This is a genomic window from Burkholderia sp. GbtcB21 (assembly GCF_019091065.1).
In the GTDB taxonomy this organism is placed as follows: Bacteria; Pseudomonadota; Gammaproteobacteria; order Burkholderiales; family Burkholderiaceae; genus Burkholderia; species Burkholderia pyrrocinia_C.
Map to the genome: position 1 here is coordinate 1 of NZ_JAGXKA010000389.1, position 245 is coordinate 245.

Genomic DNA, 245 nt, shown 5'->3' on the forward strand with positions numbered 1-245 from the left:
CGCGGCCACCTGCGGGGTGCTGTCGCAAATGACGCTGCCGCTCGCCGAGTCCGGCTATTAGGTGGTGCCGGTCGCGGTGATGGACGAGACGTACAAGCAGAACGGCCTGACCAACGCGGCCGAGATCCAGGGAACGCCGCCCGCGAAGCTGCGCGAGATCTACGGCGCGGACGCCGCGCTGTATTCGAAGGTCTCGCAGTACGGCACCGTGTACCGGATTCACGCGAGCGCAACGGGCGTGTCCG

General features: G+C 67.8%; 1 pseudogene. It reads left to right on the top strand.

The window, feature by feature from the left end:
- Positions 1–245 (top strand): annotated as a pseudogene (locus tag KVT39_RS37165) (GNA1162 family protein); the annotation flags it as partial.